The organism is Paenibacillus sp. NPDC057934 (assembly GCF_042887565.1).
Classification (GTDB): domain Bacteria; phylum Bacillota; class Bacilli; order Paenibacillales; family Paenibacillaceae; genus Paenibacillus_AQ.
In genome coordinates, this window is record NZ_JBHVPB010000001.1 from 506,819 (window position 1) to 532,848 (window position 26,030).

35 protein-coding genes are annotated in these 26,030 nt (G+C 44.1%); 22 read left to right on the forward strand and 13 right to left on the reverse strand.

Annotation, left to right across the window (positions count from 1 at the left end; genetic code table 11):
- The first annotated feature begins 176 nt into the window (after positions 1 to 176).
- Complete coding sequence (locus ACFVRY_RS02430; RefSeq protein ID WP_387496834.1) at positions 177 to 1,139, forward strand: Ldh family oxidoreductase; 963 nt, start codon at positions 177 to 179, stop codon at positions 1,137 to 1,139.
- Positions 1,140 to 1,364: 225 nt separating this feature from the next.
- On the opposite strand, the gene ACFVRY_RS02435 is transcribed toward ACFVRY_RS02430, so the two are convergent.
- The 4 genes from ACFVRY_RS02435 to ACFVRY_RS02450 form a co-directional block, all read right to left on the reverse strand.
- On the reverse strand, positions 1,365 to 2,240 hold the full coding sequence (locus tag ACFVRY_RS02435; protein WP_387496837.1) for a sulfurtransferase: 876 nt from the start codon (positions 2,238 to 2,240) through the stop codon (positions 1,365 to 1,367).
- A 266-nt stretch (positions 2,241 to 2,506) separates the two neighbouring features.
- Complete coding sequence (locus ACFVRY_RS02440) at positions 2,507 to 3,646, reverse strand: toxic anion resistance protein (protein ID WP_387496840.1); 1,140 nt, start codon at positions 3,644 to 3,646, stop codon at positions 2,507 to 2,509.
- 36 nt (positions 3,647 to 3,682) lie between these two features.
- The gene (locus ACFVRY_RS02445; protein WP_387497731.1) at positions 3,683 to 5,371 is read right to left on the reverse strand and encodes a vWA domain-containing protein; all 1,689 of its coding nucleotides are present in this window, start codon (positions 5,369 to 5,371) and stop codon (positions 3,683 to 3,685) included.
- Positions 5,372 to 5,385: 14 nt separating this feature from the next.
- Entirely contained in the window at positions 5,386 to 6,081 is a 696-nt protein-coding gene (locus ACFVRY_RS02450; RefSeq protein WP_387496842.1) for a hypothetical protein, read from the reverse strand.
- Positions 6,082 to 6,408: 327 nt separating this feature from the next.
- Here ACFVRY_RS02450 and ACFVRY_RS02455 point away from each other — a divergent pair, with 327 nt between their 5' ends.
- The 5 genes from ACFVRY_RS02455 to ACFVRY_RS02475 are packed head-to-tail and all read left to right on the forward strand — an operon-like array spanning position 6,409 to position 9,939.
- Positions 6,409 to 7,374, forward strand: a complete 966-nt coding sequence (locus ACFVRY_RS02455) for an ABC transporter ATP-binding protein (RefSeq protein WP_387496845.1) — start codon at positions 6,409 to 6,411, stop codon at positions 7,372 to 7,374.
- Positions 7,367 to 8,113: an ABC transporter permease gene (locus tag ACFVRY_RS02460; protein ID WP_387496848.1), complete on the forward strand. Its 747-nt coding sequence runs from the start codon at positions 7,367 to 7,369 to the stop codon at positions 8,111 to 8,113. The genes ACFVRY_RS02455 and ACFVRY_RS02460 overlap by 8 nt, the downstream gene beginning before the upstream one ends.
- A gap of 2 nt (positions 8,114 to 8,115) precedes the next feature.
- Positions 8,116 to 8,490, forward strand: a complete 375-nt coding sequence (locus tag ACFVRY_RS02465) for a GntR family transcriptional regulator (protein WP_387496851.1) — start codon at positions 8,116 to 8,118, stop codon at positions 8,488 to 8,490.
- 13 nt (positions 8,491 to 8,503) lie between these two features.
- Complete coding sequence (locus ACFVRY_RS02470; RefSeq protein WP_387497733.1) at positions 8,504 to 9,205, forward strand: ABC transporter ATP-binding protein; 702 nt, start codon at positions 8,504 to 8,506, stop codon at positions 9,203 to 9,205.
- On the forward strand, positions 9,199 to 9,939 hold the full coding sequence (locus ACFVRY_RS02475) for a hypothetical protein (RefSeq protein ID WP_387496854.1): 741 nt from the start codon (positions 9,199 to 9,201) through the stop codon (positions 9,937 to 9,939). Before ACFVRY_RS02470 ends, ACFVRY_RS02475 begins: the two co-directional genes overlap by 7 nt.
- 75 nt (positions 9,940 to 10,014) lie before the next feature.
- On the opposite strand, the gene ACFVRY_RS02480 is transcribed toward ACFVRY_RS02475, so the two are convergent.
- On the reverse strand, positions 10,015 to 10,356 hold the full coding sequence (locus ACFVRY_RS02480) for a PilZ domain-containing protein (protein ID WP_387496856.1): 342 nt from the start codon (positions 10,354 to 10,356) through the stop codon (positions 10,015 to 10,017).
- 166 nt (positions 10,357 to 10,522) lie between these two features.
- Here ACFVRY_RS02480 and ACFVRY_RS02485 point away from each other — a divergent pair, with 166 nt between their 5' ends.
- The 6 genes from ACFVRY_RS02485 (at position 10,523) to ACFVRY_RS02510 (ending at position 14,305) form a co-directional block, all read left to right on the forward strand.
- A complete protein-coding gene (locus ACFVRY_RS02485) occupies positions 10,523 to 11,128 on the forward strand; it encodes a pentapeptide repeat-containing protein (protein WP_387496858.1) in 606 nt (201 codons plus the stop codon).
- Between the two features lie 34 nt (positions 11,129 to 11,162).
- The gene (locus ACFVRY_RS02490) at positions 11,163 to 11,393 is read left to right on the forward strand and encodes a hypothetical protein (protein ID WP_387496861.1); all 231 of its coding nucleotides are present in this window, start codon (positions 11,163 to 11,165) and stop codon (positions 11,391 to 11,393) included.
- Between the two features lie 514 nt (positions 11,394 to 11,907).
- The gene (locus ACFVRY_RS02495) at positions 11,908 to 12,711 is read left to right on the forward strand and encodes a glycoside hydrolase family 73 protein (RefSeq protein ID WP_387496864.1); all 804 of its coding nucleotides are present in this window, start codon (positions 11,908 to 11,910) and stop codon (positions 12,709 to 12,711) included.
- Positions 12,712 to 12,717: 6 nt separating this feature from the next.
- Complete coding sequence (locus tag ACFVRY_RS02500; protein ID WP_066369768.1) at positions 12,718 to 12,993, forward strand: holin; 276 nt, start codon at positions 12,718 to 12,720, stop codon at positions 12,991 to 12,993.
- 146 nt (positions 12,994 to 13,139) lie between these two features.
- Positions 13,140 to 13,562 (forward strand): hypothetical protein, encoded by a 423-nt coding sequence (locus ACFVRY_RS02505; RefSeq protein ID WP_387496868.1) that lies wholly within the window; start codon positions 13,140 to 13,142, stop codon positions 13,560 to 13,562.
- Positions 13,563 to 13,822: 260 nt separating this feature from the next.
- Positions 13,823 to 14,305, forward strand: a complete 483-nt coding sequence (locus ACFVRY_RS02510) for a GNAT family N-acetyltransferase (protein WP_387496871.1) — start codon at positions 13,823 to 13,825, stop codon at positions 14,303 to 14,305.
- Here ACFVRY_RS02510 and ACFVRY_RS02515 read toward each other — a convergent pair.
- Positions 14,256 to 14,477, reverse strand: a complete 222-nt coding sequence (locus ACFVRY_RS02515) for a DUF6199 family natural product biosynthesis protein (protein ID WP_387496873.1) — start codon at positions 14,475 to 14,477, stop codon at positions 14,256 to 14,258. The two genes, ACFVRY_RS02510 and ACFVRY_RS02515, sit on opposite strands and share 50 nt — an antisense overlap.
- A 226-nt stretch (positions 14,478 to 14,703) precedes the next feature.
- Here ACFVRY_RS02515 and ACFVRY_RS02520 point away from each other — a divergent pair, with 226 nt between their 5' ends.
- Entirely contained in the window at positions 14,704 to 15,033 is a 330-nt protein-coding gene (locus ACFVRY_RS02520) for a CHY zinc finger protein (RefSeq protein WP_387497735.1), read from the forward strand.
- Between the two features lie 163 nt (positions 15,034 to 15,196).
- Positions 15,197 to 15,544, forward strand: a complete 348-nt coding sequence (locus ACFVRY_RS02525) for a DUF898 family protein (RefSeq protein WP_387496876.1) — start codon at positions 15,197 to 15,199, stop codon at positions 15,542 to 15,544.
- A gap of 710 nt (positions 15,545 to 16,254) precedes the next feature.
- On the opposite strand, the gene ACFVRY_RS02530 is transcribed toward ACFVRY_RS02525, so the two are convergent.
- On the reverse strand, positions 16,255 to 16,695 hold the full coding sequence (locus ACFVRY_RS02530) for a hypothetical protein (protein ID WP_387496879.1): 441 nt from the start codon (positions 16,693 to 16,695) through the stop codon (positions 16,255 to 16,257).
- Between the two features lie 671 nt (positions 16,696 to 17,366).
- On the opposite strand from ACFVRY_RS02530, the gene ACFVRY_RS02535 reads away from it, so the two are divergent.
- Positions 17,367 to 17,624, forward strand: coding sequence for a DUF3973 domain-containing protein (locus ACFVRY_RS02535; protein ID WP_387496882.1), 258 nt, complete (start codon positions 17,367 to 17,369; stop codon positions 17,622 to 17,624).
- A gap of 832 nt (positions 17,625 to 18,456) precedes the next feature.
- On the opposite strand, the gene ACFVRY_RS02540 is transcribed toward ACFVRY_RS02535, so the two are convergent.
- Together ACFVRY_RS02540 and ACFVRY_RS02545 are read right to left on the reverse strand one after the other, a co-directional pair.
- Positions 18,457 to 19,668, reverse strand: a complete 1,212-nt coding sequence (locus ACFVRY_RS02540; protein WP_387496884.1) for a site-specific integrase — start codon at positions 19,666 to 19,668, stop codon at positions 18,457 to 18,459.
- A gap of 168 nt (positions 19,669 to 19,836) precedes the next feature.
- Entirely contained in the window at positions 19,837 to 20,169 is a 333-nt protein-coding gene (locus ACFVRY_RS02545; protein WP_387496887.1) for a hypothetical protein, read from the reverse strand.
- Between the two features lie 72 nt (positions 20,170 to 20,241).
- On the opposite strand from ACFVRY_RS02545, the gene ACFVRY_RS02550 reads away from it, so the two are divergent.
- A complete protein-coding gene (locus ACFVRY_RS02550; RefSeq protein WP_387496889.1) occupies positions 20,242 to 21,087 on the forward strand; it encodes a hypothetical protein in 846 nt (281 codons plus the stop codon).
- A gap of 113 nt (positions 21,088 to 21,200) precedes the next feature.
- Here the strand turns inward: ACFVRY_RS02550 and ACFVRY_RS02555 are convergent, their stop codons facing one another.
- The 4 genes from ACFVRY_RS02555 to ACFVRY_RS02570 form a co-directional block, all read right to left on the reverse strand.
- Positions 21,201 to 21,509, reverse strand: coding sequence for a helix-turn-helix domain-containing protein (locus tag ACFVRY_RS02555; protein WP_387496891.1), 309 nt, complete (start codon positions 21,507 to 21,509; stop codon positions 21,201 to 21,203).
- 64 nt (positions 21,510 to 21,573) lie between these two features.
- Positions 21,574 to 21,756 carry a hypothetical protein gene (locus ACFVRY_RS02560; protein WP_387496894.1) on the reverse strand — a complete coding sequence of 61 codons (183 nt, stop codon included), beginning with the start codon at positions 21,754 to 21,756 and terminating at the stop codon, positions 21,574 to 21,576.
- 178 nt (positions 21,757 to 21,934) lie between these two features.
- Complete coding sequence (locus ACFVRY_RS02565) at positions 21,935 to 22,099, reverse strand: hypothetical protein (protein ID WP_387496897.1); 165 nt, start codon at positions 22,097 to 22,099, stop codon at positions 21,935 to 21,937.
- 148 nt (positions 22,100 to 22,247) lie between these two features.
- Entirely contained in the window at positions 22,248 to 23,045 is a 798-nt protein-coding gene (locus tag ACFVRY_RS02570; protein WP_387496900.1) for a helix-turn-helix domain-containing protein, read from the reverse strand.
- Positions 23,046 to 23,205: 160 nt separating this feature from the next.
- Between ACFVRY_RS02570 and ACFVRY_RS02575 the strand changes: the two genes are divergently transcribed.
- The 6 genes from ACFVRY_RS02575 to ACFVRY_RS02600 all read left to right on the forward strand — a co-directional run bounded on the left by ACFVRY_RS02575 (position 23,206) and on the right by ACFVRY_RS02600 (position 25,945).
- Entirely contained in the window at positions 23,206 to 23,436 is a 231-nt protein-coding gene (locus ACFVRY_RS02575; RefSeq protein WP_387496903.1) for a helix-turn-helix transcriptional regulator, read from the forward strand.
- 261 nt (positions 23,437 to 23,697) lie between these two features.
- Positions 23,698 to 23,991, forward strand: coding sequence for a hypothetical protein (locus ACFVRY_RS02580; RefSeq protein WP_387496906.1), 294 nt, complete (start codon positions 23,698 to 23,700; stop codon positions 23,989 to 23,991).
- 32 nt (positions 23,992 to 24,023) lie between these two features.
- Positions 24,024 to 24,374, forward strand: a complete 351-nt coding sequence (locus tag ACFVRY_RS02585) for a helix-turn-helix domain-containing protein (RefSeq protein WP_387496909.1) — start codon at positions 24,024 to 24,026, stop codon at positions 24,372 to 24,374.
- A 174-nt stretch (positions 24,375 to 24,548) separates the two neighbouring features.
- Positions 24,549 to 24,947, forward strand: a complete 399-nt coding sequence (locus tag ACFVRY_RS02590; RefSeq protein WP_387496912.1) for a hypothetical protein — start codon at positions 24,549 to 24,551, stop codon at positions 24,945 to 24,947.
- A 354-nt stretch (positions 24,948 to 25,301) separates the two neighbouring features.
- Positions 25,302 to 25,625 carry an ArpU family phage packaging/lysis transcriptional regulator gene (locus ACFVRY_RS02595; RefSeq protein ID WP_387496914.1) on the forward strand — a complete coding sequence of 108 codons (324 nt, stop codon included), beginning with the start codon at positions 25,302 to 25,304 and terminating at the stop codon, positions 25,623 to 25,625.
- Complete coding sequence (locus tag ACFVRY_RS02600; protein WP_387496917.1) at positions 25,622 to 25,945, forward strand: hypothetical protein; 324 nt, start codon at positions 25,622 to 25,624, stop codon at positions 25,943 to 25,945. The genes ACFVRY_RS02595 and ACFVRY_RS02600 overlap by 4 nt, the downstream gene beginning before the upstream one ends.
- The last annotated feature ends 85 nt before the right edge of the window (positions 25,946 to 26,030 follow it).

The following is a 26,030-nucleotide window of genomic DNA, read 5'->3' on the forward strand; positions in this document are numbered from 1 at the left end:
TAACCGTGAAACTCGGCGGAAACTGACATTCTCTAAAGAACTACTACTATTTTTCATGATATAATTATTAAAATCTTAGATTCAGTCGGAAAGAAGAAATTTCAGTCAGGAGCGTGATGAAATGCTGAGAGGAAACGAGAATGCAGAAAATATATCGAGTTTCAGGGTAATAGCCGATGCGATATGATCTTAAGAGCGCAAGAGAGTTGGCTATTCGTGTGTGTGTTGCTTCTGGTGCAAGCAAAGCAGTAGCACTCTCTCTTGCAGAAGCAACTATCGCTGCAGAATGTTCCGGTCGTAGTTCGGTTGGATTTGCTCATCTTCCTGATTATCTGAAAGGCTTTTTGGATGGCCGCATTACTAGCACAGAAGAGCCTGCGCTCTTTTTTCCAGCACCAACTCTCATTCAGGTCGATGCCAAGGGTGGTATCGCCCAATTTGGTTTTGATCGTGCATTCGAGGAATTGCACACACGGGCGAACACTTATGGTGTAGCCGTATTTGCGTTAAAGAACAGCTATACGGCAGGAGAGTTGGGCTATTACGTAAGACGTCTCGCCCGTAAAGGATTGGTAGCGTTGGCTGCGACTAATGGGTCTGCCTTAATGGCTGCGGGACAAAGTAAGGAGGCTGTTTATGGTACCAATCCATTCTCATTTGCTGCGCCTGTCGACAACAGAGCTCCCTTGGTCATCGATCAGGCGTCCAGTGCCACGGCTTTTGTCGACATACGGCAAGCGGCAGAGCGTGGTGAGATGATCCCTGAAGGCTGGGCCATCGATGAGAATGGGCACAGCACTATGGATTCGCGTGAAGCGATTAAGGGGGCTTTACTTGCTTTCGGGGGTGCGCGTGGTGCCAATATCGCACTCATGGTTGAAATACTCGCCGCAGGTACGACAGGTGCGAACTGGTCACTTGATGCTCCATCCTTTGAGGAAGGGAGCCACTCGCCTGGTGTAGGCCTGTTCATTGTTGCCCTAAACCCCGAACTTCTCGCCCCAGGTTTTTCAGCTCGTATGGCGGATCAAATCGAACGTTTGTCCTCCAAAGGTATTCACATTCCCGGGGGCAGCTTTGTTAAGGAAGAAATAGATCTTCCGTCTTCACTTGTTGCAACCCTTGAGAAGTATTATTAGAACTAGCAATTCAATTATTTAAGCTATTCTGACATGAAGCGGCAACCTCCTAAGATAGCCAAGACCAAAGTGAAGGTTTGGGCAGATAAGGGACTCAAAGAAAATGTTTTCAAGGCGTGAGCGTTGACTTTCTGTTGACTTCGATACATCCCTGCATGACGCAAAAAAGTACATCGCCACATGTGGCGATGTACTTTAACACACAACCTTTATACCTGCTTAACGCTAATTTTCGTCCCCAGTAGCCACCAAATTCTCCTCATAACTAATCCAATCACTCCAGCTTCCCGCATATAACTTCACATTCTTATACCCGGCTTTCTCCAAGGCCAGCACATTCGGGCAGGCGGTTACGCCGGAGCCGCAGTAGACGATGATTTCTGCATCTTTGTCCAGATTAGCAAAGTGTTCTTGCAACTCTTCGGCGCTCTTGAGGCTGCCATCTTCATTCTGCGTCTCTTTCCAGAAGTAGTTAACGGCACCAGGAATGTGCCCGGCCTTCTTGTCCAAGGTTTCTTCAAGACCTAAGTATCTTTCCCGCGCACGGGAATCGATTAGTACGGGAAGAGCAAGGGGTGAGGCGGAATCTGCAATATTCGTAAGCGTGTCTCCAGACACCTGGCGTACCTCATCGACACCCACCAGCATCTGTGATTGTACGTTTGGCTCGAATGAGCTTGGTATCCTAATTGGCTGATGATCCGTGACAGGGAAGCGTTCGGCCTTCCAAGAGCTGAAGCCATCTTCCAGGATGAATACTTGCTCATGTCCCAAATAACGCAGCAGCCACCAAAGCCGGGCGGCGTTCATGCCACTCTCATCGTCATAAGCGACTACGCGCGTCGTGTTACCGATACCAAGCTTCGCTAGACGTGCAGCTAATGCTTGTGGGTCGGGGAGAGGGTGACGTCCGCCATGCTCGGTTACAGGGGCCGACAAGTCCAGCTCCAGATCTAGATAGATCGCTCCTGGAATATGCTCCTGCTCATAACTTTCTTTGCCTGCCTGCGGTTTCCCTAGTGTGAAGCGACAATCTACAATGGTCTGCTCGGGTTCATAGAGTCGTGCCAGCAGCCAGCGTTTGGAAACGGTAGCTTCCATAAGTATCCCATCCTTTAATTGAATCAGTATAAAAATTATTATAGCAAAATATGAATGTCTATGTAGTTGTAGTCAACGCAAAAATCCTAACCGCTGAGGATATGGGAAGTTACCCCCGCAGTTAGGAATTATAGGCTAGAAACTAGAGAGCCATAAAGCAGAATCTTATGTGGTATCGACCACGTTCTCCGACCTTAAACTAAGTTTGTTAATAAGCGTAAGAGCTCTTTAGAAAGGATATTTTAATGCAAGCTATCGGCTGCTATTTACAGCCCGAGCCGATTACCCTTCTCCAACTTCAGAATTTGCTTCTCCCCATTGTCAGCCAGTTCCCGGAACTGGACGATGGTATCACGCATCTTAGGGAGAGCGTCCTGCTTGTAAGTGCTGATAGAGTCCAGGGCAGAGAGTACGTCTGTGAACGCCTGCTTAAGCGTGTCGGCAGAAACGCTGGTCTCCAGCGCCTGCTTGTGAATGGCTGCGCCTTGCTCTTTAAGCATTCTGGAAGTGCCACTGATCAGCGTGTCAGTGGTCTGGTTAAGCAGTTCGATTTTTTTCAGAACAATTCTTTGATTATAAAGGGCACTGGCGACCGTAACGGAAATTTTCAGTGCGGACACGGTAACGTTTCTGGCTCGGTCCACTCCACGGATCAGTTCTTTATTATTGCGGATGACCACTTCGATGGCCATAATGCCTTGCTGGTTGACCACCAGCATTTGCTGTAGATCCATCACCCGCTGACGGAGAGGGAAGAGGACTTCTTCCGTGATGAAACGGATTTTGTCTTCGGACTCCCCGCGCACCTTGGCAGCTTCGATCTGTGTTTCAATCTCTTGATCCATTAAAATGCCGAGCTGAATTTCTTTTTGCAACCTTTTCGTTAGCTCACGTAAGGTCTGCTGTTCAATCTCCAGGGTTGTATTGTCGTTACGCAAAACGGTTTTGCCTTTATCCAGAGAAATAATAATATCGGAAATGACGGCATCGGCCTTCTGGAATTTGGCAAAGTAAGAGCGTAGCGGATTGAACAGCTTGCCTAGCAGCCCGCTTTTGGCAAAATCGACAGCGCTCGGGTCCAGATCCTTCAGCTGCAATTGCAGCTCCGTTAAGCCTTTGGCAACATCGCCGCCTTCATCGCCCGTTTTGGACAAATTGCCTACGGTTACTTGCAGCAAGGCATTCTTATCGGAAGAGGAGCGCATCGTTCCCATGCCGAAGCTGTCAATGGACTGCAGAACGGCTCTTCGCTTCTCCAGTGAATCAATGTCCAGTTCCAGAATGGAAGAGACGTTGTTGATCGCGAGTTCCTTCAGTTGTGTGACTTCTTCCGGCTCCGGTTTTACCTGTTCTTCAATAACTGACTTCAATTTCTCTGCACTTGGCACTTCCATAGTGAATGACATGGCAATCCTCCTATAAGTGAATGGTTAATAACAAAATTACATTTGCACATTGAGCAGATTGCCGATTTTGTACACGACGTCATCTGTATCTGCATTGATATTGGCAGCTTCATTAATGATGGATATGCTCTCCAGCGCTTTAATATTGGCATTGTAGCCAATGGTGTAGACCGGAATTTTATAAGTCTCAATAAGGCCTCTAATATCATCTAGAGAATGACCCTCGTTGGTCTCCCCGTCACTTAGTACAAAGATCAGCGGCTTGATCTCCGGGTTAACCTTGACTTGATCTTGAAGCATCTTCATGGCCACAACCATGGCATCAAACGTAGCGGTACCTCCTGCAGCTTGTAGACTGTTAATGGCGCCTACGAACATGGACTGCTGATTGGTATCGTATTTTGCAATAGGAAGATTGACCGTAACGTCACTGGAGTAAGAGACAAAGCCGATACTGTTGTCTTTTCCTAAATATTTCTGTCCTTTTAGCAAGGACTCTTTCAGACGATTGAGTGGTTCGCCGGCCATGCTTCCCGATACATCGGCAACAAATACCGCTGCGATCGGTGTATTTCCGTCTTTCTTTTCCTTCCAGAGCTTCTGGGCGGACGAGAGTACACTGCCATCAACGGGCTCAAGCTCGGCAACATAATCATTTAGTCCGTTAAATCCATTGTCTGCTCCAGATTTTTGGTATTTAGCCTGTTCAACAAAGTCAGCGAATTTCTTAATGATCTCCCGCTTTTCCTTAGGCAAATTATCAAGTGCGTACAGCGGGCTGTCATGTCTTACGCCGAATGGAGTAAATACATAACCGCTCTTTAAATCAGGTGTGTTGACATAAGTCTGATATTCCAGCACGAATGCATCGAGTCTCCCGGTCTTTGCGGCTTCGCGCATTTGCAGGGTGGTGGAGGCAATAAAGGGAACATTGGCTTGAAATTTCTCGAAGCCTTGCACAGCCTTATCCCCCAGCAGATCAGAACTGTCAAAGGTGGAGAGAGCCGTTACCAGAAAGTTTAGCCCGGTGGAACTGGCAAAGGGATCAGTGTATCCCATCGCCAGCTCATTGTCAGCGATAGCATCTGTAATGGTTTTCACATTGAGGGACCCGTACTTGTTCACCAGCTCATCATACTTCTTCTTGTTGGTTACAACGCCGGTTACGTTCCCGATTAGACGCTTGGCGACAAGCTCGGTAGGGACGCCGCTGGCTTTAACCATTTCTCCCCACAGCTCATTGGAAGGGGTATAGGCGTCCGGCACATATTTACCGGATCTTATGTAGTCAGCAGCTGTGCCTGAAGCGATATTGCGGATTTTGACCGAAACGGGCTTTCCGTCTACCAGTGTATTAGAATCATTGAAGTCTTTAGCCACACCATTCAACCATCCATCTTTGCCAGTTCCGGATTTCTCTATAGAAGAGAAGATTTCAACGAAGTTGTCGGTTGTAGGCTCAACAGAAATCGTGAATTTGGAGATATCAGGTAGGGAGTCGCCGACGGCTACAGGATCAAGATCGATTTGACCTTTGACCAGTGGCGCAGTGGTTACTTTAATATCTTTATAGAGTTTCTCCAGTCGTTTCGTGGCATCCTCCGCCGAGATTTCGGTCTTGGATTTACCCAAGTTAGAGGTAAGGGTGATTCCAAAGTATACAAGCGCAAAGACTGATACCGCAATAATTGCTAATACCGCAAATGTTTTTCCTTTCCTCGCCATCATCATCTTCCTTTCTATTGCTGGTAGAGTTTCGTTTGTTTGATTAAGTCATTGATTTCTCTCATGCAGGGCATTTCTTCGATCGTTTTATAGTCTGTACTGTCTAACAGGGAGATTTCCAGCAACAACTGATCAAGCTTCAGCAGAATTTCTTCGTTGGCACCTAAATACCCGGCCACATAGGCAAAGTATTCGTTGAAAAGATCCCTTTTCTGCTGTACCAGTTTATCTGAGAACTGTCCAGGGCTATGAGAATCCGTAAAAAGCGAGAATTCTTCGGCATCGAATACGCTTAACTTGTTAAGAATCCCTTTGATATTCAGATAAAAGAGTTTTTCAACGGACCCGATCACCGCAATAAACTTTTGATAACTCAGTTCTGTTTGCTCAAAGCGCTGCGACAAGACATTCAGCAAAGTATCCTTCTTCTTATCGATTCGCTCGAGCTGATCCAGAGCAAGGACAACATCTTTTTTAAGCACTTTAACATTACGGTATTTATGCAGCTCAGCTGTATAATCCTCCTGGGTCTCCAGCTTCCGAATGGATTTCACAGGTGAGGGTTTGAATAGCAGGATATAACTTCCGTAAAGGACAACCAGCAAACTGAGGATTAACAGAGTTACACCGGAGGCAGTCTCAAGGGCGCTTCCGCTGACAATGTCCACGCCCAGCAGCCCCGGTGACAATACCGCGATGTTAAGTAACACAATGCCTGCAATTAGGCCGAGCAGTTTGAAAAGTCTTGAGCTGTTCAGGGTTTACACCTCCTCCAAGAGTATATTTTGACAAGGCTCATTCTGATTCATTTTATCAGAGAATGACGAGATTGGCTTTCAAATCTTTCCAATAAATCAGGAACTATACGGAAAAATGTTGGCTGATTAGTGGTTATTACGTGAAATCAAGGATATTTGTTTCAAAATAAAATATAAATTAGGCTTTACAGGGTTATAATGTTAGTGTACTATTCAACTATGACACTGATACAATAAAACGTTTACGATAACAATCTTTCTAAAGAGGGAGGCATATACATGAGCCAAAGAGATATGCATCAAGTGCAACACGAGCGGGAAGACATTGTCCTACAGATGAATGAAGTCAGCAAGATCATTAAGGGGAAGGCCATTGTGGATAAGCTTTTTTTTCAAATTCGCAAGGGTGAGATCGTAGGGCTGCTAGGACCAAACGGTGCGGGGAAGACGACAACGATCCGCATGATGACTGGGCTGATTCGGATGAGTGAAGGCGATATTGAAGTACAGGGCCACAGCATCAAGAAGAATTTCAAATCGGCTATTGCCCACATCGGTGCCATTATTGAGAACCCGGAGTTCTATCCCTACATGACCGGACTCGACAATTTAAGGCAGTATGAGCGAATGACTGACGAGGTGGATGATGACCGGATTGAGGAAGTGGTTCAACTGGTGGGACTTCAGGAGGCAATGAATAAGAAGGTTAAATCCTATTCGCTAGGTATGCGCCAACGGCTGGGAATTGCCCAGGCTTTGCTGCAGCGGCCCAAGCTGTTGATCCTGGATGAGCCCACGAACGGACTTGACCCGGCGGGTATTCGCGAAATGCGCGACTACATGCGCACCATTGCTGAAGTGGAAGGTATCTCCATTCTGATCTCTAGTCACATGCTGTCGGAGGTGGAGCAGATCTGCCACCGTGCGGTTGTGATTCAGAACGGCAAGCTTGTAACGGTGACTGAACTTGGAGCAGAGAACAACATTTCAGAAGAGGTTACGTTAACGTTCCGGGTAGATGCTATAGAACCGGCAATTGCGATTGCGCACGGAACAGAAGGTATACAGGTGGTCCGCACCGATTTTATTAGGAACCAGTTGACGGTCAAGATGAACAACGAAGGTGTTCCGGAACTGGTAGCGGCTTTGGGCGCAGCAGGCGTAGGTCTGTACCGCATTGAGGAGAACAGACAGAGCCTGGAAGAAGATTTCTTGAAATGGACAGGAGGGAACCGCATTGCGTAACCTGAACCGGCTGTTCATCAACGAATGGTTGAAATTGTTTAAGAAACGCTCGTTTTTTGTACCGTATGTCTTGTTAATAGCAATGTCTTTCATAGCAGGCTATGTTATACATTCTTTTGCAGCAGGAATGTTTGGCTCGGTCTATGACTTTACAATAACGATGTCCTATATCCAAGGTCTGGGGCAAGTCGTAACCATTATGGCGATTATCGGTTCCTCCGGGATCGTAGCCAAGGAATACAGCCAAGGAACCATTAAATTTCTGCTGATTCGCGCCCGCAGCCGGACGTCTATACTGGCCTCAAAATATATAACAGCATTGATCTATGGATTGTCCTTGACGCTTGCAACAGCGGTTGCACTATTCATTTCCGGGTCGATCTGGTTTGGCTTTAGCGGTGGTGAAGGAAGATGGCTCGATATTTTTGGTTCACTCGGATATAGCTATGTTTATACAGTGGTCTATATCACGCTTGCATTTATGATTGGGATATTAACGACCTCGGGAGGGGCGACGATAGGGATTTCGATGCTCATGCTTATGCTAGATAAGACGGTTATTCAGAAGGAATTTTATAAATATATGTTGTTCCCCAACCTGGATTTATCCGTCTATAGAGATGGAGGAGCGCCGCTGCCAGGAATGACGTTATCCTTCTCTATCGCGATACTTGCTATGTATGTGCTTCTATTCCTCCTTGCCGGGTTTGTTGTGTTCAGACGAAGGGATGTTGCATAACTATGACAATCGAATTTGATAACAACGTGCCTATTTACATCCAGATTATGAATTATATCAAAGGTGAGATTGTGACTGGGAAGCTGAAGCCGGGCGATAAAATTCCTTCCGTGCGTGAGCTGGCCAGTGATTTGCAGATCAACCCGAATACGGTGCAACGGACCTTTCAGGAACTGGAGCGTGAGATGATCGTGGAGACAAGACGCGGGATGGGACGATATGTGACAAGTGAGGAAGGTAGAATCATGACGATCAAGAAAGAAATGGCCAAGGATGTGCTGGACCGGTTTATCCGCGGGATGAGAGAGCTCGGTTTCCAAGGAGAAGATATTGTTGCTGCCGTAGCAGATAGTGTGAACCACGAAGATGGAGAATAAGGGGATGCATAGTGTGGAGGATATCCTGCAAGTACATCAAGTCAGTAAGAAGTATTGGTCCAAGCAAGCCGTTCGCGATATTTCTTTTACATTGGGGCCTGGGAAAATCATCGGTCTCTTGGGCAGCAACGGCAGCGGTAAAACTACGATTATGAAAATGATCGCTGGTCTGGCCCAGCCAACCTCTGGCAAAATTTCCGTTTATGGTAATCCTGTTGGTTTTGAGACCAAATCCTTAATCTCATTCATGCCGGATCAGCCGCTAACCGAGTCGTGGATGACAGTGGGGGATGCCCTGCGTTTCTATAGTGATTTCTTTCCGGATTTTAACCAAGAGAAGGCGGAGAGGATGCTGGATTTTATGAAGCTGTCTCCGGGCGACAAGGTCAGATCTCTGTCCAAAGGGATGAATGAACGTCTGCAGCTAACATTAGCTCTGGCACGTAAGGCCAGTCTCTATCTGCTGGACGAACCGCTGGGAGGTGTAGACCCCGTAGCCAGAACCAGAATCCTGAATGCATTGGTAGAGTTCTATGAAGAGGACAGTAGTATTCTGATTTCCACGCATCTGGTGTCTGATATTGAGCGGATCTTTGATGAAGTCATTATGGTCAAGAACGGGGAGATGCTCATGCACGGGAATGTGGAAGAACTTCGGCTGCAGCATGGGAAAAGTATGGATGAACTGTTCAGAGAGGTGTTTGCCGAATGCTAAAACTGATGAAATATGATTTCAGGCGTAATCGTGATCAGATTCTAGGGCTATATACAGTCACGCTGTTACTTGAAGCTGTGATTTGGATTTTGGCGGATGTCTACCATTGGGAAAAGCTTAGCATGTTTGTACTTCAGGCCGTTACTTATGTCTCTGCCACTGTCTTCCTGATAGTTCTGGCTTGCCGAACCTATAGCACCAATCTGAAGTCCTATGGTCGCAAACTACTTCCGTTAAAAACATATTATACTGTGTTGTCTCCACTACTGTTGAATCTGATTCTGCTGATAGCCTTAGTTGCACTAGCAATGCTACATGCGGCAATCTATGGCTGGTTCTATCCAGACATCCTGCCAGCAGACTTCTGGTATATTTTTTTCATTAGTGTACTGAATTCGCTAGGCGCAGCCATGGTCTTTTTGATCGCGCTGACGTTCTCTGTTACGGTTTCCCAGAGCCTGCCTTTCCGCAGCAAAGTCTGGATCGGGATTGTCACCCTGTTCGTTCTGAATCTGGTTCTGGGGCTGATCGAAGGGAAACTGTTTCCAGATTCAGGGGGATGGATGGAACTTGCTTTCCGGTATAATTTCACTTCAGGTGAGTATCTGAACCCTAACGGAATTGAAGCGGCTGGTAAAGCTTTTGACATGGGTCCGGCTCTAATTGAAACTGTATTTTGCCTGATTCTATTATATGCATCCACCTGGCTCGTTAAAAAGAAAGTAGAGATCTAATTTCTTCGCTCTCTACTATTAGAGTATAATAAACAGACGCCTCTCCAAGCGGAGCGGCGTCTGTTCTATGTCTATCTACATTCCCTCCGCGCTGCGGCCATAGGTCCATGACTCCAGCTCCCGGATCAGCATTTCTTCTTCAGCTTTACTCAAATCCAGTCGAACACCATACTTGTACTGCCCGAGACCGAACATCCAGCCCCAGCGCACACTGCCTTCGAATCTGAGTTTGTTCTCATTTAGCTGGAAATGAATAATCAGTTTCGTATCTCCAGCTGTGAAGCGAAGGTTCAAGGAAGTCCGCACCTTACATCCGGAACGGCTGAGATCGAGCATTACGCCTTCGGTGAGCTTCCCGGCACCGGGGCCGGTAGTGCCGGCCGGCACTTCAAGCCAGCATTCAATCGGTTGGTTCATGACATACCGGAATGGTTCTTTTCTGCTCGGCCCGTCCATAATTTACCTCCGCTAGTTTATTTGCTATTATATCGAAATGAAGAGAGTGCGACAATCTACTAAAGTGTTATTTTTCAGAATTGGTAGTAAAAATTTACATTCATATCGAATAAGGAGTGGGTCAGACATGTATCAATACGACAACGAAACTTTTCATCATCATAATTTTGACCAAAGCAATTTGCAGGATGGTGAGCTGAACGGCTGCATTTTCGAAAAATGCTCGTTCAAGGGCGCATCAATGGAAGAAATGACCTCTACGGGATGTCAGTTTATTGATTGTGATTTTACGGGAGCTTATCTGAATGCATCTCTGCATAGGGGCTCAGCGTTCACGAATTGTAAGTTCAGCGGGACGAATCTGTTCGTTGTAAAATTTGAGGATTGCAAAATGGTCGGTTCGGATTTCTCCAACGCAGCGCTCGATGGACTGACAATTACAGGCGGTGATTGGTCATATACCAATCTGAGACATGCCAATTTGAGCAAGCAGAATCTGCGCGGGATAAGATTTTTAGAGGCGGATCTGTTTGGCTGTGATTTGCAAAAAAGTGACCTCCGTGGAGCGGATCTAAGCAGGGTGCAGCTTGGCCAGTGCAAACTAAAGGGGGCGGATCTCCGAGACGCGAAGCTCGAAGGTATTGATCTGAAAAGCCTCGATTGGCAAGGGGTGCGGATGGATGTAGAGCAAGCTGTACTTCTGGCACGCTCGCTTGGAGCAAAGGTAGGCTGAGCCGGGGACATAGCATCCTCCTGGGAATGAACAAGTGGACCCTGGAGGATATTATTTCCATTGTAATTACTATCCAACCCTACATTTGGAAGAGGAAGTGAAGGTAGGCGGCAATACTGGTGCAGATGTCTGGAATGCGGGAAACCGTCAGAACACACCCGCGACGATGTGTCTCGCGGATGAAGCCCTTTATATATTCAAACGTACCGGAAAAATCGGATTAAGTTCAGAGCAAATTCATAATCAAACCTATAAGGCTGCTTGAGCGCTAAGTGCACTGTATCCCTGGTAAAGGATAAGGTGCCATGCTGCTTAACGCAGCCTTTTTCTCGGTTTAGCCCACCATTTAATCCAGAGATAACCTTCATCGTCCCGAAAATATTTGATCCCAATCCAACGCAGAGGCGTCCAAACTTCCTTGAAATAATATGAAGGCATAGTCTTTTAGACCCTCCTTAACAGTTGCTTAATAGTTATATAATACTATATTTTACGCTATGATTATGAAAAACTCAACTTTTATTTACTTAAAATTTCCACAATATGAATAAAAACGCCTAAAAAATCTACTGAACTTTTCTCCTAACATCATCATTGAGCGTATAGTTCTTTAGCACCTTATTTTGATTATATTTCTCTTCAATGACGGGGAAATGACAAATTATAGATTTGTAGAATTACAATATGATTTTTCACCGGAAAATAGAGTGGGGCCGGGGGAGAAGCACAAGCATTTTGTGCGGACTGGCATTAAATAGTAGTAGAAAGGATGTGATGGTATGAAAGAGACGGATTTTATCGCAAAAATTGCACCTTTTGCGGTGGACAGTATGCGAAGCAGTAGGGTGGCAGCTTCCTTGACGATTGCGCAGGCTGCTCTTGAATCCGGCTGGGGCAGCAGCGGACTTACGGTGAAAGCCAATAATTTATTTGGTATAAAAGGCAGCGGGCCGGCTGGAAGTATCACCATGCTGACTACGGAATATGTCAATGGAAAGCCGGTCCAGGTTCAGGCAGCCTTTCGTGCCTATAACAATTGGGGCGAATCCGTCGCCGACCATTCCAGATTGCTGGTAAACGGAGTCTCATGGAATCCTAACATTTACAGCAAAGTTATCGGGACTACTGGCAAAGCAGCAGCCCAAGCCATTGCCGCAGCCGGCTATGCCACCGATCCGGGTTACGCGGCCAAGTTGATTTCAATGATGGACACCTATAATCTTTATCCATTCGATGAGCAAGGAAAGGGGGACGACGAGATGTCGGCTGAAGATAAGCAGAAGCTCGCAAGCCTGGAGGAGCAAGTTAAGACGCTTAATGGATTGATAGCCAGTCTTAATGTCAGCAGGGATACACTGAAGACTGGCGTGCAGGAGCAGGGCCAGGCGATCAAAAATGTGACCGACCGAATAGCTGCTGTCGAGAATCGGGCAGTCATGAATGTACCGGATTGGGCCGAGCCAGCAGTTAAAGCTGCAACCGCAGCTGGACTACTGGATACCCCGTCCGGGGGGAGTTATGATTTTTACCGCATTTTGACGGTATTGAATCGTGCAGGTCTTTTAATAACTAAGAAAGGATGATCCGAGATGAACGCTGCGCTCAACACTGTATTGGCTTTTGCTTCGATGCTCGCAGTATTTGTAATGGCTCTTGTGCAACTGGTGAAGAACAGCTTCAACCTGCCACGTAATCTGGTGCCTGTTGTGGGTCTGGCGCTCGGTTTGGTGGTGGGGGTTGTTTCCTACCCGTTTACCAATATGGATTTGATCATGCGTCTTTGGGCAGGCGGACTGGCAGGGCTATCTGCTACAGGGCTATTTGAATTGGCTTTTAACAAACGGGACGGTACAACCAAAGAGTGATTGAAGTAGGGGGGTCATAGGTTAGACTCACAGATAAGGGTTGTTTTTCTAGTAAAACAAGCTGTTGATAGAGGAGATTTAACCAAGCCAACGGGTAGTAAGGTTAATACAATAGAGTATGTTAAAAAGAAAGGAGGTGCATTCATATGGGAACTTATGTTGATGGCAGAACATCGCAGAATGCCAGTTACGCAGACTCGATTGCAATTCCGATTACGTTCATTAATACTCCACAGCTCTTTGGACAAATCGGCTTGGTGACAGCTGGTGTTGGTGCTAACCCTCGGGTTATCTTGAAGGGAACGATTGCTGTGCAAGTTCCTCTGGACTTGGTAGGAATCACGGTTACTATCGTTCGAGGAACCCTTCCAACCGACCCAGCTGTATACTCTGCGACTTCTACCTTTGATCTCAGCGTGTTGGCTCCGGAGCTAATTACTTTCTCAGCTTCGGATTTTCAACCGCCGATCACACCGCAGCTCGTGTATACAGCCTTCGTCTCCTCTTCTCTGCTGGGAACAGTTCGTGTCGGTCCAGAAAGCTTTGACGGTATTCTCGTTTCGGATTAATTCATGTCACGTCTAGCACAATTAATCAAATCTTTATATTCTTTTCAGGTAGATTTAAGCTGGAATGAGTATAGTAGTCACATGACCCCCTTATAATATAGACTTGACCCTGCCGGATCGCGGTGGGGTCCCTTTTTTTATATGGATAAGATTCTATTCTTCTAAAAAAGACCTATTCTTCGTGATAGGCACCCGGTACAATAAAATCATCATATAAATACGAAGAGTCAGGTGATGTCATGGTTGTGGATATGAGGAAGATGGAACCACATGAAGCTCCTCCGATGGAGCTGTTGCTGTTGGCCGATCCCTCGGTGTCAGTGATTGAAGGGTACCTAGAAAGAGGAGAGTGTTACATAGCGTTAGTCGAGCGGGAAGTCGTTGGCGTGTATGTACTGCTTCGAACCCGGCCGGAAACAGTAGAATTGGTCAATATTGCAGTGGTGGAACACCTTCACGGTCAGGGCATAGGAAAGCGACTGGTACAGCATGCCATATCGACAGCCGAGGTGCAAGGTTACAAAACTATAGAAATCGGCACGGGAAATTCCAGCTTGCATCAGCTGGGTCTTTATCAAAAATGCGGTTTCAGAATTATTGGGGTGGACCGGGATTATTTTATCAGGCATTATCCTGAAGCAATCTTCGAGAATGATCTGCAGTGTATCGACATGATCCGGCTGGCGCAAGATCTCACAACAGATTTAGTATGCCTCCCACCAGTAGGAATGAACCAAGAATGATGGTTACTAGACCTCCGAATTTGGTCATGTCTATATAGGCATCGCTGGGTTCGGAGTCATTTTTAACTTTCCAAGCTTCGTTCATCTTCCACCCAAAGGTGGGCTTGCGAATCGTAAAGATGCCCAGTGCAATAATCAGACCGCCGAGAATAATGAGAAAAAAGCCATTCAATTTAGGAGCCTCTCCTTTCGTTATGAATTACCTAAACTATATTCTATTTTTGCCGGGATTTCCAAATACGGATGCCGACTGTAAGCAGAACAAAAACAATGATAAAAATTACTAATTGAGACATATGTATTCACCTCCAATGCAATTGTAAACGTTTGGCAGGTGAACATCTGTGAAAAAAATCTAAGGGGTTGATAAAGTGTCAGATACTTCTGAACAATATTATATGAACATACATGGCGTAAAAGTATGCGGGGTCCAAATGGATTCCCAAACCCGCTGTAGGCATTACCATTCACCAATAGATATTATCGCGATTCGTTTTGCATGCTGCGATTCTTATTATCCTTGTTATAAGTGCCACGAAGAAATTGGAGGTCATTCTGCAGCGAGGTGGGGAAAACATCAGAGGGATGAGAAGGCAATTCTGTGCGGGGCCTGCAGTCACCAGTTAACCATTCATGAATATATGACCTGCGGCTCAGCATGCCCTGCCTGTAAGGCTGCATTCAATCCAGGTTGTCAAAACCACTATCATTTATATTTTGAAATGTAATTTTGATATTTGTTGAGTTGTGGCGAAAATTGAAGGTCACATCGTCTGGATAGATTATACATAGAAAGAAATTTTTTATTAAACGGAATATTAGAGGAGGAAAATGGTTCCATGTCGATGAATATAATGTATTGTATGAAAAAAATGTAGAGGATTGGTGAACATGAGTACTGTAGTAAATGTTAATTTGACAGGAGCCCAGCAAAATGGACAGGGGGAGTCCTATTTCGACGGCGGTCTTGTGCAGTACATTGCATGGAGCATTATAGGAGTGTTAGTGACGGTACTGACGTTGGGAATTTGCTATCCATGGGCGCTCGTTATGATTTACCGTTGGAAAATAGAACATACCGTTATTGATGGTCGTCGTCAAAGGTTTGACGGTACGGCAATACAACTTTTTGGAAACTGGATTAAGTGGTGGATTCTGTGCTTTATTACTTTAGGTATTTATTCTTTTTGGTTGTTCATAAAATTGGAACAATGGAAAGTAAAGCATACTCATTTCTAATACATAGGCCTGAATGATCATAAGTATCGAAGCAAGCTGTCTGGATACATAGACAAAAACCCGTCAACCTTAAGTGGTGACGGGTTTTTGTTTGAAAATTGTAGCAATGGAAGCCTGTTGAGAGCGTGATGGCGGATGATTAAGTATCTCTTGAGGTGCTATTTATTTTCAAACAATGTACTTGTCCAAAATCAGTTTCATGAACTGTAAAAAGAGACACCAAAGCAAAATGAAGGCTTCTCTATGCACAGATGCTTGTACTAACTAACGAAGAGTTAATAAGCTGCTGCAGTAAGCACTGGGTGATTGAAACGTACTCGTGAGAGAACCAACCTGGCAATGGATCGCTACCAAGTTGGTTCTACTGGGCGATTGACCGTTGACTAGCACTGCTGATGTTTGTTTCGGTGTGAACCCGCTGCAAGCATTACCATTCTTCAACAGATATTATAGCAGTTCGCTTTCCATGTTCTGGTGCTAATTATCCTTGTTATAAGTGTCACAGGGGTCGGGGGGCATTCTGCAGCGAGGCGGGGGAAGCTCAGAGGGACGAACGAGCAATTCTGTGCGGGGCTTGTGGCCGCCAGTTAACCATTCATGAATACATGACCTGTGCCTCATCATACCCTCATTATCATTTATATTTCGAGATGCAGATTGGATATTTGTTGGGCTGTAGCTGTACCTGTTGTTCCTACAGTGTTCAAATTTCAACCGTTTCCAGCAACGGCAATGCCGCTGAAGCTTCTTGCACCCAGGTTGGCATTTCGGATAGCTCCTGCAGTAATGGTATACCGGATTTGGCCTGTAAGTACATCGGCGGCTGGGGGAAAGTCGACAGCGGTAATGCCGACCATTTCATATTTGGTCTCCGTGTCAGAGGTGGAACCCGGGTAGACCGTACTGAAGATGAGCGTACCATTGCGGTAGATGTTGAAGGTCACATCGTTTGGATAGATTACACTTGGCAAAACACTCAGACGAGCGTAAGCGTTAAGGGTTACTCTTACTAGATTTTCATTGCCGGGGGTTACACTTCCAGTCTGCAGACCAATGTCCCCAAACATATAACTGTAGCGAACCAAATCAACGCCGGGTGAGTCCGTCGTGCTATCTTGTGAAATCCGCATATCAAGAAACTGAATGCTCATAGAACTTCACCTCCCCTCTCTCAATTTAATACAATATATGAGAAAAACTGCTAGATTGCTTGTGTAAAAGAGGATGAGGGATTGTCTAATGGACAAGAGACTTATATTGAAATCGGTATCAAATTAATATTTATCATACATATGATTCAACTGTTCAAAGATGGACCGGGCACAGTCTACTTGTTTCACTAATGACGAGAATCATCATATTCCTCAACAAGCGTTGAAGTTTTCTCAACATGATCTCAATGGACCTGCACTCATCTCAACACGTAATCATATGCTGATATCAAAATAGGTTAGGGTGGTGAAAATCAAAAATGATGTCATACAATCCATCAGTTCTTATTAGCGGTATTGCAGCATTTGCCGATGGGGTACAAGAAACGTAATCAGTTTACGTTCAAATTACCAGTCCGACGGTTAGAACCAAGCCACATGAGCTAACCAAGCTAAAGAGTAGAAGGCACCCATGCTAATGGTAAAAAACAACGCAAGCGAATCACACAAGCAAACGAGAACCAAACGAGAACCAAGCGGGAACCAAACCACACAGAGAGATAAGCAAATTTAGGTCGATCTGAACTCACCATATCTAGAAAATTGAGGGGAGTATGCTACACCCTCGGAATATATGTGTGAACTAAATTTAAATGAAGAGGTGATTATGTATGTATTATTGCATCGTTTGTTCACAAATACATCAGGTGAAGAATAGCCAAGGAAGTGTTTTCAAGAAAGGGCTGTATGTAGACCCGGGAACTGGGGCCATGATCCACTTGGGGATGTGCGAAGAAGAACATAGAGGGGCACAAGACAATATACAATTAACAATCGGTAATGATTATGAGAAATTAAAGACCATTAATAGTTGGCTACCGGTGCAGCAATCAGCTATAGAACATTCAGAATTTGGCGAATATCATTAGGTGGCAAAACGAGGTGGCAAAAACGGGTGATATCCTCAATGGAGGACAGCATCCGTTTTTTTTGTGCATTTATATAATCTATTTCATTTATATAATCTATTTCATTTATATAATCTATTTCATTTATTTCATCCATTTCATTTATTTCGTCGATTCATTTATTTGCATCAATTTTATCGTAAAGTTGGGCTAGCTAGCGCTGTTTCTAACTAAGGGCAATTTTGTACCTTGTTTTAACTTTTTAGACCGAATTAAGGGAATAAGGGCATTTTTGTATGCTATTTTAAGGAGAATACGAATAAAAGCATGATATCAGAAGATTTAAGGTGCAAAAATGCTCTTAATTCGAGCTAGACGTCATTTTCACACAATTTAAGGTACAAAAATGCTGTTATTTACACTTTGGCGAGGTATAAGGTGATCTCCGCTTTATTCGAGTGGCACATTTTGCGATTAGAACGCCTTGTATTGCTTTCTTTTGCTTTGTATCTGCTTTCTTTTGTCCGTCGTACAAAGCTAACATTTTTATGGCAAATCGTAAATGGTGTTTTATAAATAGAGGCTCATAAAATGGACTCATATAAATATAAATTTGGTGTGCTGAAAATGAAATCCCCTTGCTACGTAAGGGTTCATAAACGAAAAATCGGGACCTCTTTTCAGAGGTCCCTTTCATGGGAGAAGAGTCATATGGTCAAATTTGTGCTTCCTTTAAATCGTGGAACCCTTGGTGCAATAGGCTTTTTGTGAAAATAGAAGAGGTGTAAAAGAGCTGGTTTTTGGTGCTTTTTGCGAATTTGGCACCCAATTGGCACCCAGGTTCAGTACCCAATTATGCTTTTCTTTTAGCTGGCTTAACCATATCGTCAAATACATTCGCTGCGGCCTTATCCACGGATTCAAAGATATGACCATAAATCTCAAGCATCTTTGTATCAGTATGGCCAGCACGTTTTGCAATTGCTTTGGAGTGAACCTTCTTATAGATCATCCAGGAAATGGAGGTATGCCTTAGGTCATGCAGACGGATCGGTTTAAGGCCATGTTTACGGTGAAAGGCTATCCAACGTTTTGTAAGGAGTCCAGGATCGCAAGGTATGCCGTTGGTTCTACAAAAGATAAACTCTCTATCATTTCCAGCCCATTTATCTCCAAGCTGTAGTTTCATTTTCACCCACTCAGACCTATAGAGTTTCAGCTCATCTACAACAGAGGAAGCTAGTGCAATCTGGCGTTTTGACTGCTTGTTCTTAGGACCTTTAATCACCGGCTGACCATCTTTGAACAACGGAACTGTCTGCTTAATGTCGATAGTGCCATTTACCAGGTCAATGTTCTTCCATTCCAGCCCGGACAGTTCAGCGCGGCGCATACCTGTAGTTACGGCCAGGGTAACTAGGATACGAAGGTGACTAGGCTCGTCCTGCAGCGCTGCAAAGAGCAGTTCGATCTCCTCTTCGTCATAAACCTCCATTTCCTTGATGTCGTCTTCCCGGGGCTTCTTAATCCCGGTCATAGGATTCTCTTTCAGTACCCGCCACTCAAGCGCTTTGGCGAAAATGCTTCGTAATACCCGATAATTATAAACAATGGTTGCAGAGCCGAGTGGCTTTCCACTCTTGTTAAGACTAGCCTCAGGCGTTCGAAGATAGTCCAAGTAATCAGTAATATGCAGCGTCTTGATCTTTTCCATGTGCATATCTTTGAAGTAGGGAAGAATCCGGCGTTCAGTATGAAATTTGTAGCTGATTTTTGTTTTTTCCTCAAGCTCAAGTTCCACGAATTTCGCAGTCCACTTTTCAATGAATTTACTGAATGTAAGTTTCTCGGGACGGATGTAATGCCCAGATTCAATCTCCATTTTAAATTTAACAAGTTCATCATCCAAATAGTTTTTCAGCCGGCGGGGCGCTCTCAACAACTCCGGATCTTCTATGCGAATTGTCTTTCGTTCGAATTCCCGTTCACCCTGAGCATCATATCCAAGTTCTACAGTTAATCGCCAGGAGTTTTTTCCGCGCTTTTCGATGCTGCCTTTGGCCATGTAAGGTACCTCCTTTCATTAAAGCTGATGTATAAATCAATTAGGTAGTCATTTTAGCGTTCATTCGTATGTGATGGTGGTTTATAGCTTCCTGTACAGTTAGGGTGAAATTCGTGACGATATCTTCATGATTTACGGCTTAAATAACGTGTTAAAGAGTAGTGCATGTTATAAGTAGCGTTTCATTCCTTTTTTGTTATGCTCAAATGATTTCTTGACAATTTCATGTAGCTCATCTATTACAGGTTTTTGATTAATTACTGCTGTAATATCATTGCTTATATACTTCCTTTCACCGATCCTAAAACCCTCGGCATTGATCTTAGCAGCTACATCTGTAACGTTACCCTCAATTGCATACTCGTAAATTATTTTCTGTTCCAAGGTGGTCGGTGTGTAAGACTCAATCAATTGAATGATGTATTCCTGCTTCTCAATTTCTTTTTGAAGGTCTTGTATATATTGTTTGCGATTCGCTAAACTTATTTTTTTGATTTTCATGGTTTGCATCTCCTTTGAATTGCAGGATTTATACACTAGTCATCGAAATGTTACTCTACGGAGGGGATAGAAATGCAAGATATTATTGATGCATACGTAATTGAAAACGTCGAATTAGACAGACCAGAATACGTTATTAATGAATACATATCACTGTCAAAATTGGATGATAACAAAGTGCTGGTAAGTATAAATAAAACTGAGTCAGATCCTGTCACTTATGAATCTAATGGATACTTATTCTATCATGCGCTTCAATTAGGGCTTCCAAAACTAAACGTTCGCATCTTGGAGCCGCCTAGGTCATATGGACGCATTGCTTATGGAATATTGGGGAAGAGGAACACTCCATTATTTAAGTTTTCTTCAGCCATTAACGACGAAATTGAAAAAGATAACTCTTCTGCAACTATTACAGAACAAGATATACAGAATATAATTAGGTTCTTTGAAATTTACATTGCACATAGTAAAGCTTCAAGAGAAAAGCGACTAGCTTCAGAGTGGAAAGAAACAAGATGGAGTTACGCACTTAATCAATATACCGGAGCGTGTCTCTCTACCACTATAGAAAGTAGTAACCAAGCTCTTATTACAGGTTTAGAGGCATTGCTGGTAACAGGCGAAGGCAACCTTCAATATAAGGTTTCGCTCAATGCAGCCCTCATGTTAGCTGATTCCTACGAGCAAAGAATTGATATTATGGACCGAGTCAAAAAAATGTACAACTTACGCAGCAAAGCTACTCATGGTGAAATTACAGCGCTCGTTAAGCTTCTAAACAAATCAAGTGTCTATGATGATTACTTTGAATTAAAGAGTATCTTATCACGCTTGTTGCTACTAACTTATGACAAGTCTGAAGAAGAGATATTCAATCGGCTAAATATTGTCCTACTTAGTGGACCTCCATTCTAGGCACCTTAACTGGTGCTTTTTCTATGTTTGGATAAAATGAGAAGCCTGATTTAGAGTGATCTCAACACATTTCCTGTTTTTGATTCTCTCGGCTCAATATTGAGCGTATCTTTTTACCTCTTTCGCTTACCCTCATTATCTTCGGATCTCCCTTCCAGCCATTCAATAAATACTGATCTTGATATCAACATTCGCCGACCTACACGAGTAACATGGAAAGCCCCAGAATTTAGAAGTTCGTAGACTTGGCTCTTACCAATTCTTAGAAACCTCTGAATATCTGCAGAATTAAGGACTGGTGGTAGTAATTTTTCAAGTTTTGATGTATTCGATTGCTGCGGTTGAATTTCTGGAACGGGTGGAAGAGGGACAGGGGGATGCTCCTCAGAGGACCTAATATTTATTGTTACCTCGATCTTCATTTCTTTTAGCTCTCGTAGAGCAGCGAGCAGCAGATCGGTAGCGGGTGAATTGCTTGCCTGGTTATTACTCATCAGCCGGCACCGCGGTGATGTACTTGTCCAGTAATTCGTCAAGATTGGCCGCGATTACCCCGTGCTGATTCAGGACCTTCTGTACAGCGCCTTGGGCCAAATGCTTAACAATGGTTGCTGACTGTTCAGGATTATTGGCAGGAATATATTCGATGGTAAACTGCTTCTTCTTCATGGAATGATCTCCTTATTCAGATTCTCGACGTTTAACAGGTTAAAAAGACAGGGATGAGGGTTTATGTGTACTAGCAGTGCTCCCGTGTCGAGGGTAGCTGTGTGGGACTTGTGGAGTGTCAAATACGGTGATGAAACTAAAGGTGTGAGACAAAAGGTTGTTTGTATGGAACAATCCACTACACCGGATCAATTGACCTGTCTATGTTTATCTTGATTACTTTGACTGTAATGTTCATGCCATATTCTCTTTTAGCGTAAGCTTCAACACCGTGTTTAAGCCAGGATTCAATTGGGAGAGTTCCGTTGATCTCTCGGATGTTGAAATGCTTCTCTTTCCTCATAAGATTCAGCCCCTTATATTGTAAACCTTCTTCTTTAATACCTTTTTCTTTCTGTGGTCGCTGTGCTGGTCGTTCTGCTGGTCGCTCTGGAAAATCCTGCTGGTTAGTTGAAGGAGATACTTACTTCTAATAAATTATAGTCTTTGGTTTATTGGCGATCAGGAAACATAAGCTTTAGCATCTCGAGAATGCGTTGACGGTCGTGATCAGTTAATGGTTTGTTACGATAAGTTAAATTCTTAATTAAGAGTATTTCTTCAAGTTTTGGGTTATCAGTAGTAGTACCAGGATCACTATTATTATCTTTTATGACATCAATAGGAGGGAGTGGAATAAAGTCACCGTTAGCTAGTAATTCTTGACGAAGTTTAAAGATTATTTCCTCTTTCCATTCATAATCTCCAGAAGCCCGAACTGCCTCTATTACTGAATTTAAATTGTAGTGGTGTGTAAACTCCTCTTCAAATTGTTCGTCAATATAAGAAGGATCTTCTGACTTATCCTGGAGATAATGATTATACATGTTGTCAAAATATTCGTAATCTGAAGGTGTTTGACTATAAGTACTCATGTTATCTCTAAAACAATTAAAAATAACTTTCTCATACTCTGCCTTGAACACACCATGAACAGAAACATGATGCAATAACTTGTATATATCATTATTTAAACTATCGTGTTCCTCGTAAAATCCTTTCATTGTCTTCTTAAACGAAGCTACCTCCTCATCTATGATGTGATCATCATCTATTCCTGTGATTAGTTCATCTAACGAGACCTCATATAGTTTAGCTAGTGTTTTAAGGGTGTCGTAATCAGGCTTGCTTACTCCGTTTTCATATCCACTTAAGGTTTTGTTATTTATACCTACCTTCTTCATTACGTGAATCTGCTTATAATTTTTTTGTTCCCTTGCTTCTCTTAATCTTTCACCAATGGTTTTCATTAGGCACCTCTTATAAGTGGATTTTATCAAATCATAACATTTAATTTCTTAATATCAAAGAAAATTATTAACTTTTTATTGTATAACGCTTGACTTCTTAATAACTAAGAATTATATTGGAGTGAGAAATTCTTAGATATTAAGAAAAGAGGTGGGGAGAATGAGGATTGAGGTCAAAGACAAGAATTACCTAGCTGAGCTGCTCATGCGTAAGGGATTTAATAAAACGCAATTTAGCAAAGAAATTTGCTTATCACAACCAATGACGATTCAGATTACCAATGGCGATAGATCGTTATCACCAAGGATCGCAAAACGTATCTGTGATGTATTAGAGGTTGAATTCGACGACATTTTTGAAATCGTCAAAACGCCGCAAGTAACCAAATAACCCACACCATCACACAATTCATCATTCCCCGCACCATACAAGTATAAGCACCTACGGAATTTTCGGGGAACCTCAAATTCGCCCCCAGCATGCCCCGAACCACCCGAGTATAAGCACAACCCCGAGGCTCCCAGCCACAATCGTGCTTAGATCGTTAGGAAATATTGTTTGTGTCATTAACATGACGCATAAGTCGCTCTACAGCTTGACGCAATTATTCGCAACGTTTGCTAGGCAAATCTGAGTAAGGAGGATGAATTGATGCAATATTCTGCTGAAGAAAGAGAAACGACATGTGTCTATGACTACATTAACGGGACCTGGACCATCTATACCTGTGTTCCTACTCACATGACCAAGCTTCGTAAAATCGCCGATCCTATCTGGGAAGAGAAAGACGGCGACCGTGTGACAGCTGCCAAGTGGCTGCTTAAAGGCAATCAGGTCAGATTTGCACAAGAGGTAGTGTCAAAAATGACCGATGAACAAAAACAAGCTGCTTCATTGCGTTTGAAGGAATACAACCAAAAACGGGACGAGAACGTTGCGAATTAGCATTCTAAATTGAAATATGGGAGGACTCATACATGCGTAATCAAAGAACAAGACGCAATACACCGACTGTAATCATCCAGCAGGGCCCGCAATCCTACCCAATGCCGGAGCTTGTGGAGCGGAAGCCAGAGATCGACCCTCATCAGTTCCTTCAACAGCTTGGCCAGATGGTCATGCAGCAGCAGGTTCAGCAGCCTCGCCCGGAAACATTAGATGTGAAGGAGGCAGCTGCATATCTGCGGATCTCGGCTTGGAGCGTATACGATATGTGCCGGACCAAGAGCCTACCGTTCTTCCGCATCCGGAGCCGCATCTTCTTCCGCCGTCATGAGCTGGAACGCTGGATCAGTGAGAACACCAACCAGTGTGGCATGGAGAGGTAGGTGAGGTGCATTGCCTGACCAACTTAGACCCAATCGAGTCTGCTATCTACCACTCGGCCACTCAATTCATTTATCGGGAAATTGATATGCGCCAGTGTTTAGAGGATATTGACCGTCAGCTTTCTGAACTTGATGGCGGCAGTTCTCAGAAATGAATATCGGCGGTGAGGTGAAATGCCACGTAAGAAGAAAGACTATGGATTCCGACCTTTTGAGGGGATCAGCTCTAAAGGCCGACATCTAAGAATTACACAGAGCATGATGGAGTCCCGTGCATGGAAAGAGTTGAGCTGTCATTCAATCACTTTGTACCTGTATATGAAGGCTAAATTCAACTATGACAATGAGAATGACATCAGCTTCACGTATGCGGAGGGTCAGCAACTTATGACTGAACCAACATTCGCGAAATCATTGGATCAGTTGAATGATCTAGGTTTCATCAAAGTTGTAAAGGGGGGATGGACTACCAGGACTGCTACCATCTATGGATTCAGTGATCAGTGGAAGTTTTACGGAACCGATAAGTTCTCTGTGACTCCAAGGCCCAAGCGGAAAAAGAAGACCGATTGACATTTTAGCTCCCCTAAAAATAGGGGTAGTCTACCCCGAAAAATGAGGGTATCAGCTCAATTATTATACTAATTCAGGCCAAACACTACCCTGAAAAATGAGGGTAGTAAAAACGTGTTAATACCTTATGGGGCATGAGATGAAGGGTGATTTTGCTTTTTCCCTTCACTACCCCCAAAAATGGGGGACCTTTATATATATAGCCATACCATAGGTGTTTATTTTAGGATCGCTTCTAGGATTTAGAAGAATTAAAGAGAGGTTTAGGGTGAGGACTTAAATTGGCTCTAGGGATGAAAAAAACGGCTTCGACATATCAGAGGTCTCAAAAATCAGGATTGGAGGTGAGACCGATTGAAAAAAGAGGTGTTTCTATCAAAGCAAGGTGAGACCGTGGTAGAAAAATACCTCTACGAGTCCGGTATCTATATAACCATGGGTATGGAGCGTGAAGGGCTGGCTGAGCTTCAGAAGGCAGTGAATCTGCTGGAGCCGATCGAGGCGGAGATCATTACTCGTAAGTATCTGAGCCGCGAGAGCGATTATGTCCGCCACCAGACAATCTACAAAGATTTGGGCATAAGCTGGGGCACTTACAATAAGACCCGATTGCGGGCGCTGACCAAGCTGGGAACAGAGTTGGGGATTATTTCAATGGTAATGGAGGACAGGCTATGAAGAAGGTTTACATTCTTAGTTTTGATGCTAAAGAAAGAGCCGGCCAAAAGCGTGGGTTTCTGATAGATGATCATTTTGCAATCACAGCGGATGGTGATGCCGTGTATCTGGCGGAAGTCGTACCCACTGAATGGCCGGATGTATTCCGTGCTAAAGCTCGATTCAACTTCGTACAGGTCTCCAGGGGTGGAAAGTCAACGGCATACCTGAAGCATGTCATAACAAGGCTCAATTCAACCTCTGCCTATGAGCTGCTTACTGAGCACATCACGGATATCAGTCAGGGAATGTTCGATTTGATGAAGTCAAAGGCGAAGTAGAGTGTTGCTTCTGAATGGAGGTGTTCATTATGTCCATGGAAGAACTGGCCCGCCGCTGGCAGCACAATCCCCAACAGCACGCCGT